Below are 6,334 nucleotides of genomic sequence, written 5' to 3'. Positions count from 1 at the left end.
CGCGCCCCCTTTCCCCCCTCCCTCCCCCCCTCCTTTCTCTTTTCTTCCCCCCTCCCCCCCCCCCCCCCCCCCCCCCCCCCCCCCCCCCCCCCACAACCGAGCCCGGCGTCAGCTGCGGCTTCTACTACTCCGGCGACACGCCCTGGCACCGCTGCCTACGACCGGTCCGCGGTCAGGTTGCTGGCGGTGTTCTCGAGCCACGGCAGTGTTCACTCGACTCTGGCCTGCCACCCGGGCTCTACGCCGGCGTACCGGGCTTCGGCGTCGGACCTAATGGTAGCCGCGGGGCGTGCAGTTCGTTCGAGAATTTGTGCCGCAGGGCGGTGTCCATGGCCTGGCGCATCTCGTCAGTGATCTCACCGGGTCGAAGCTCGCTCATCGCCCCGCCTTGGACGACCGCCCTGGTGATGGCCATACCGGGAGGAGCACTTGCTGGCTGCTGGAACCACGATGAGGCTTTGGGGATCGGCCAGGCGGTGAGCTGGGCAACGTTACAGATCAGGCGTGTCTGCCGCCTGGATACACTCCCAGCAGGAGGAGTTTTTCAAGTTTTTCCTCTGCCCGTGCCGGGACGGTCGGCAGGCGGCTCGATGTGAAGGAGTCCGAGCGTGGATGCCCCACATGTGGTGGGCGGGCCCGCCCCGGCGGAGCCCGGGAGGGCCACGCTGGAGGTGAGACCGTTGCCCGGTCGTTCCGGGATACGTGCCTGCGGTGAGATCAGCGCCCTCACTCGCCCGTCGTGGGAGCAGGCCCTGTCGGAGCTGGCCCGGCGGCACGCGGACGTGTCGTACGTGGAGCTGTCGGATGTGGCGTTCGTCGACGTGGCCGGGGTAACCGCGCTGGCGGTCACCGCCATGAACCTGCCCGACGGGAGGGTTGTGGTCGAGAATCCCCCGCCGCAGCTGCCGCGGGTTCTGGAGATGTTCTGGCCGGGCCTGGACAAGATCGAGGTGGTTCTGTGATGAGCACGGTGACCACCCACGAGGCGTTCGTGCACCCGGCCCTGTTCTACCGCACCGAGCAGGAGTACACGCGGCAGACGGTGGCCTTCCTGCGCGAGGGCCTGGCCAACGGCGAGCCGATGGCCGTGGCGGTGCCCGGCCCCAACCTGGACTTGATCAAGGCAGGTCTGGGCGGGGACGCCGAGGGCATCCTGTTCCTGGACATGACCGAGGCCGGCCGCAACCCGGGGCGGATCATCCCCAAGGTGCTGCGCGGATTCGCCGACGCCCACCCGAAGGGGCGGGTGCGGATCATCGGCGAGCCGATCTGGGCCGGGCGCAGCGCGGTGGAGTACCCGGCGTGCGCGCAGCACGAGGCGCTGATCAACGCCGCGTTCGAGGGCCGGGCGGTGACGATCCTGTGCCCGTACGACGAGATGCGGCTGGATGCGGAGGTGATCGCTGATGCGAAGGTCACCCACCCCACCCTCATCAGCGGGGACGGACGTGAGTCGGTCAGCGACGTCTACGACTGGCAAGCGGTCGTCCGCCGGTACAACCAGGCGCTTGCGCCGGCACCGGGCGCCGCGGCCTTCTCCTACGGTGGTGAGGACCTTCCAGCGGTCCGCCAGTTCGCTCTCGCTCAGGCGATGCGGCTGGGCATGGCCGGGGAGCGGCTGATGGATGTGGAGCTGGCGGTTGCGGAGCTGACGACCAACAGCGTGGTCCACGGCGGAGGCCGCGGGACACTCGCCATCTGGGCCGAACAAGGGCAGCTGGTGTGCGAGGTCCACGATGCGGGCCGACTGGGCGATCCGCTGGCCGGCCGCCGCCCGCCGGAGCCGGGCCAGCCGGGCGGCCGGGGCCTGATGCTGGTCCACTACGTGGCCGACCTGGTGCGTGTGCACACCGGCGACGACGGCACGACCGTGCGCTTCTACCTCGGCTTGTGACAGCGCGCGGGCGGCCACCCTGCCCGGGGGCCGCCCGCCCCTGCTGGCAGGTCTGCCGCCGTACGGCATCGAGGCGGCCGCAGACGGGCAGGAGACGGGCGTGGCCCTGGTCCCGGAGGACCGCGGGCTGCGGGTGCAGTGGCAGCAGGACCCGCAGGCCCGTGGAAACCGGGGAAGGTGGGCGCGGCCCCGACGCCGGGGGGGGTCGGAGCCGCAGGCGGCAACCGGCCCACGGGGCGCCGAGCCAATACACGCGTCGCACCACCCGACGCCCCCGCGCCCGGAAAGGACACGCGCCGCGTCAACACCCACACGGCCCCGTCCTGGCATGATGACCCTCATGCAGCCGCTGCCGGCCGCCTGCCCTTCCCACATCGTCCCTGACGCCACGAATCCCGGTGCCTTCAACGCCGCCTACAAGCAGGCCGAGCAGCAGCGCGCCGTGTTCGTCGCCGTCGAACACCAAGGCCCGCGCTGGACGGTCAAGGCCGACGCACTCACCGCCCCGCAACACACCGTCGACGACGAGGCGTACGACGCCGTCCGTGCCGCCGTCATCCAGCTGATCCGCTCCCGCCAGATCCGTCCGGACTCCTCCGCAGGACCGGTCTACTTCGTCCTGTACGACGTGGAAGGAGAGGAGCGGGCCCGCGACCCGGCCGCAGCGCTGCACGCCGCCCTGTACGGAGACATCGAACTGCTGAACCACGCCGTGCCCGGAGCGTCATAAACCGGGGTACGGCACGCGCCGGGGGAGCGGGCCGCCCTCGCGCTGGCCTGCCAGGCCGCCGACCAGACCGCCCGCCCAAGCGCAAGGAGCTGCTGTCGCTGATCGATCGGTGGCGCACCTCGGCGATCGGAGCCTACGGCGCCGATGTCGCCGACCAGCTGGCGCAGCGTGCGCGGGCGGCGGCCGCGGCGGTGTGGGCGCGGGTGCGGCCGGCCGTCGACATAGCGCTGGCGGCCGTCGACGTCGTCGCCGTGGTGTATGTGATGCGCGGGGCGTTCAAGCGCCACCACCTGGGGTTAGCGCTCAGGTCGACCAGCAGGCCGCGGTCGACGAACCGGCGCACCATGGCTTTGTCCGTGAGAACGGGCTCTCGGCTCAACTGCTGTGGTATCGGGCTATGCATCCGCTACAGGCCCATCCGCTGGGTACGGGCCGCATCAGGAGAAGGACTAGGGAACAGGCGACGCGTCGGAGTCGTGCACCAGTTCGGCCAGCTGGATGAAGAAGCCGTACGTCGCCAGGCGCCCTCGAAGGCGAAGGAAGTAGGACCGGTCTGAACACTGGAAGATTTCTCGGCGGCGCACCTTCCAGAGGGTGTGCTCGTAAGTATTCGCTGCCTGCATGAGAGCCGCCGCTGCCTCTTCCGGGCTGCCCTCCAATTCCGTGACGGTACGCACGTCGCGGTCCGCCTCTGCAACGCCGCCGACAGGTACGGCCAGCACTATCCATCGGGACATCCTGCGATCAGTCTCCCTCTTGGCTCCGCCCGCTGCGGTGCAACACGGGGCCAGTGTGACAGGCGAACGGCATGCTGCCGTCCGCATCCTTGGATCGGCACAGGCGGCACCCCGACCCCGATCGACAGATCGCCGGTTCGTCACGACAGAAGTTGAGCCAGAACCCATTCTCATGGACAAAGCCACCACGAAGGCCGTCACCTGCCCGGTGCGGCTGGCATCCTGCCAAGACCACCCGCGTCCAGAAGGGCGCAGTGCTGCCCTCGGACACGGACATCCGGATCTGGTGCGCGGCGTGCGGCGCTGACGACCAGGCCGACGACCTCATCGCCACCGCTCGCGCGGTCGACTCGATGTACATGGAGTGGCGCCGCCTGCACAAAGACGGCATGCGCAAGGTCCAGCAGGACTGGTACGCCCTGCACGACCAGACCCGCCACTGCCGGGTCTACGTCTCCAACGTCCCGCCCGGCTTCCTCCAGACGCCGGCGTTCGCCACGGCCCTGATGGGGCAGATCACCCGCTTTCAGGGCACCCCCCGACGACATCGCTGAAGCCGTCGCCGCCCGCGTCGCCCGCTCCCGGTTCCTCTACGAGGGCGGCCACCGCTCCGTCGTCCTCCTCGAGGAATCCGTCCTGCGCTACGAACCGCCGACCCCGACGCGCGGGCAGCTGCGCCACCTCCTGGCCGTGATGCTCGCCTCCGTCTCACTGGGGATCATCCCGTTCACCGCGCAGCGCACGGTGTGGCCGCTGGAGGCGTTTTACGTCCACGACGACACCATGGCCGTGGTGGAGACGCTGACGGCGGAGATCAAGGTGACGCGGCCGCGCGAGGTCGCCGACTACGCCAAGGCGTTCGCCGGCCTCGCGTCGATGGCCGTCTACGGCGACGCGGCCCGTGCCCCCATCCAGGCCGCGATCGACGCCCTGGAGTGAACTTCCGCAATTGCCCGCAATCCCGTTGAGAGCTGGGTGGCGGCCTCCGTAGCGTCGAACAACACCGACGCAACCCAGCAACAGAAGGCGGTGCCCCATGAGCGCACCCACACCCACCGGACACGCACCCGAAGGACGCGGCCTCCCGCCCCCCGCCTTCGGCCGGCCTTCCCCGGCCCTGCTGGCACGCCCCGACCGCGGCTACGCCCGCTTCCTCGGCCAGCACGACCAGGACCAGGACGACGGGGTTGGCGGCGGCGAGGACCCCCACTGGTGACCGCCGGCCACCCGCACACGACGTTCTCGGCAGCGAGGCCAGCCATGCACACCAGCTCCCACACGGTCCTGTACGACCCCGACGGCCTGATCGAAGCCGGGCTCCCGCTCGATCGCGAACCGTACGAGTGCCTCGTCAAGGCCGCCCTCGCCTGGACCGAACAGGACACCCTCACCGCCAGCGACTTGGAGCAGCTCGCCCTCCAGCTCACCGGTCACGCCCGCGCGCTTGCCGCTGACGTCCAGCGCCACGCTGCCGCCCTGCCGAAGAACGACGGCCGTGGCGCCCTGGCCGACGTCATTCTCCGTGAAGCCGCCGGCTGCTTCTCCGAGCCGGTCGAGGAGATCGAGCAGCGCGGGCAGGCTCTGCTGCTCGCCCTCGCAGACACACCGCGGCCCGGCCGCTGACAAGGATTGCGGGCCGGGCCGAGTGGGACGTGGGGTCAGAAGGGCATGTGGCCCCGCATGCGGCGGCCGGCCGAGCCACTCTTGCCGACCGCCTTCGAGCTGCTGCTGAACGGCTTGCTGAAGAGGCGGCCCAGCGGGCCGGGGGCCTTGCCGCCCGCGCGGGAGCCCAGGCCGAGGGTCTTCTGAGTACCGCGCTCGGGGTGCTTGGAGAGGCGGGGCAGGAAGAACGCCAGAACGGCGAGTATGACGCAGACGGCGATGATTCCGGCGATCATCATGGTTGGACCCCACTTCCTCGGTGGTGCGCTGACGCTTCGTCGTGTGCGACCGCGTGTACCCGTCGAACCCTCGGTCACGCCCCGACGTCGGCCGTCGACTGCGACTGCGACTTCGTCGACGACGCATGGGGCCTCAGGCGACGTTGCCGGCGGCCCGGTCGACGACGACCGGGCGGTGAACGGGAGGCGTTCGAGAAGCACCTGCGGGGCATCGGCAGCCTTGAGGCGCTGCGCCAGCCCGGGACGACGACCCGGACTTCCCGGCTCCGGCCGGCGAGCGCGGCGTCGAACTCCTCTACCGCGTCGGGGAAGCAGTTGTCGTGGCCTGTGCTCCCGCATCAGACCTGCTGGCCGACGTGGGAGCCCATGAGCCGCACATCCTGAAAGCTGGGGGAGACATCCTGACGGGCCGACTCAACGACGGATTCCGCCACCAGCTCACCGGCTTGGAGCCGTAGCGCGGCTGAGCTAGAGCGAGCGTGGGTGTGATTGCCATACGGTCACTTGGCTTCGTGAGGCCACATGTGGTCGATGACCCAGGCGGCCAGTGCCCATTCGGTGGGGATGTTTCGGTCAAAGGCCTCGTCGGACGTGAGTACGTAGGCAGGAAAGAGGTCGGGATCCTCGTATGGGACCCGGAGAGCGTCCCACTCACAGCGCACTTCGAGGGTGGCTGACCACTCCTGAGGATCTCCACCCCCGCGCTCCACTTCCAGAGTGAGACCGAAGCCGTTGGAGAACGTGATGGAGCCGGTACCGTCGACCATCAGGTCTTCCAGATCATCCTCCTCAGCGCCCGGGATCAGCCTGAGGGTATCGATGGGTTCGAAGAGCGCATCCGATGGATTGCTGTGGGCGTGGGTATCGGCTCGGGACGCCGTGGCTTGACCAGTCCAGGACCGGGCACCGACCCGGGTGGCGACGCCGAGCTGACGCTGCCCCGGCCGGTCCTCTCGGTGCCGTTCACCTCCTCGTACACGGACAAGGCGTTCGTCCGCCTGACCGTCGCCGCCGGCGAGGGGGACTCCCGCCGGGTGGGCACCGTCACCTCCACCGAGAACCACCGGTACTG

The 6,334-nt window shown here is 69.9% G+C and carries 9 protein-coding genes and 2 pseudogenes; 8 read left to right on the top strand and 3 right to left on the bottom strand.

The features are described 5' to 3' along the window. Positions 1-608 precede the first annotated feature (608 nt). The 4 genes and pseudogenes from AC07DW_RS27760 to AC07DW_RS27745 all read left to right on the top strand — a co-directional run. On the top strand, positions 609-962 hold the full coding sequence (locus tag AC07DW_RS27760) for an STAS domain-containing protein (RefSeq protein ID WP_478860417.1): 354 nt from the start codon (positions 609-611) through the stop codon (positions 960-962). Then, positions 962-1,894, top strand: coding sequence for an anti-sigma factor RsbA family regulatory protein (locus AC07DW_RS27755; RefSeq protein ID WP_478860416.1), 933 nt, complete (start codon positions 962-964; stop codon positions 1,892-1,894). Before AC07DW_RS27760 ends, AC07DW_RS27755 begins: the two co-directional genes overlap by 1 nt. A 340-nt stretch (positions 1,895-2,234) precedes the next feature. Beyond that, positions 2,235-2,624, top strand: coding sequence for a hypothetical protein (locus tag AC07DW_RS27750; protein ID WP_478860415.1), 390 nt, complete (start codon positions 2,235-2,237; stop codon positions 2,622-2,624). A gap of 12 nt (positions 2,625-2,636) precedes the next feature. Continuing rightward, positions 2,637-2,917, top strand: a pseudogene (locus tag AC07DW_RS27745) (MobF family relaxase); the annotation flags it as partial. 156 nt (positions 2,918-3,073) lie between these two features. On the opposite strand, the gene AC07DW_RS27740 reads toward AC07DW_RS27745, so the two are convergent. Continuing rightward, positions 3,074-3,361, bottom strand: a complete 288-nt coding sequence (locus AC07DW_RS27740) for a hypothetical protein (RefSeq protein WP_478860414.1) — start codon at positions 3,359-3,361, stop codon at positions 3,074-3,076. Positions 3,362-3,513: 152 nt separating this feature from the next. On the opposite strand from AC07DW_RS27740, the pseudogene AC07DW_RS27735 reads away from it, so the two are divergent. From AC07DW_RS27735 to AC07DW_RS27725, 3 genes and pseudogenes are all read left to right on the top strand, one after another. Beyond that, positions 3,514-4,300 (top strand): annotated as a pseudogene (locus AC07DW_RS27735) (Scr1 family TA system antitoxin-like transcriptional regulator). 97 nt (positions 4,301-4,397) lie between these two features. After that, a complete protein-coding gene (locus AC07DW_RS27730; RefSeq protein WP_478860413.1) occupies positions 4,398-4,577 on the top strand; it encodes a hypothetical protein in 180 nt (59 codons plus the stop codon). Positions 4,578-4,621: 44 nt separating this feature from the next. Continuing rightward, positions 4,622-4,984, top strand: a complete 363-nt coding sequence (locus AC07DW_RS27725) for a DUF6415 family natural product biosynthesis protein (RefSeq protein WP_478860412.1) — start codon at positions 4,622-4,624, stop codon at positions 4,982-4,984. A 35-nt stretch (positions 4,985-5,019) separates the two neighbouring features. Here the strand turns inward: AC07DW_RS27725 and AC07DW_RS27720 are convergent, their stop codons facing one another. Together AC07DW_RS27720 and AC07DW_RS27715 are read right to left on the bottom strand one after the other, a co-directional pair. Continuing rightward, positions 5,020-5,262, bottom strand: coding sequence for a DUF6411 family protein (locus AC07DW_RS27720; protein ID WP_064070239.1), 243 nt, complete (start codon positions 5,260-5,262; stop codon positions 5,020-5,022). Between the two features lie 500 nt (positions 5,263-5,762). Beyond that, a complete protein-coding gene (locus AC07DW_RS27715) occupies positions 5,763-6,029 on the bottom strand; it encodes a hypothetical protein (RefSeq protein ID WP_478860411.1) in 267 nt (88 codons plus the stop codon). A gap of 117 nt (positions 6,030-6,146) precedes the next feature. Between AC07DW_RS27715 and AC07DW_RS27710 the strand changes: the two genes are divergently transcribed. Further along, a partial coding sequence (locus tag AC07DW_RS27710) for a hypothetical protein (RefSeq protein ID WP_478860410.1) occupies positions 6,147-6,334 on the top strand: 188 nt, incomplete at its 3' end.

The sequence above is a fragment of the Streptomyces sp. NPDC045701 genome, from assembly GCF_056432045.1.
This window is presented reverse-complemented; position numbering and strand designations above follow the sequence as displayed.

Bases quoted from the DNA above. Each gene is read 5' to 3' on its own strand.
- AC07DW_RS27755 (WP_478860416.1), top strand. From the start codon at position 962: ATGAGCACGGTGACCACCCACGAGGCGTTCGTGCACCCGGCCCTGTTC.
- AC07DW_RS27750 (WP_478860415.1), top strand. From the start codon at position 2,235: ATGCAGCCGCTGCCGGCCGCCTGCCCTTCCCACATCGTCCCTGACGCC.
- AC07DW_RS27740 (WP_478860414.1), bottom strand. From the start codon at position 3,361: ATGTCCCGATGGATAGTGCTGGCCGTACCTGTCGGCGGCGTTGCAGAG.
- AC07DW_RS27730 (WP_478860413.1), top strand. From the start codon at position 4,398: ATGAGCGCACCCACACCCACCGGACACGCACCCGAAGGACGCGGCCTC.
- AC07DW_RS27725 (WP_478860412.1), top strand. From the start codon at position 4,622: ATGCACACCAGCTCCCACACGGTCCTGTACGACCCCGACGGCCTGATC.
- AC07DW_RS27720 (WP_064070239.1), bottom strand. From the start codon at position 5,262: ATGATGATCGCCGGAATCATCGCCGTCTGCGTCATACTCGCCGTTCTG.
- AC07DW_RS27715 (WP_478860411.1), bottom strand. From the start codon at position 6,029: ATGGTCGACGGTACCGGCTCCATCACGTTCTCCAACGGCTTCGGTCTC.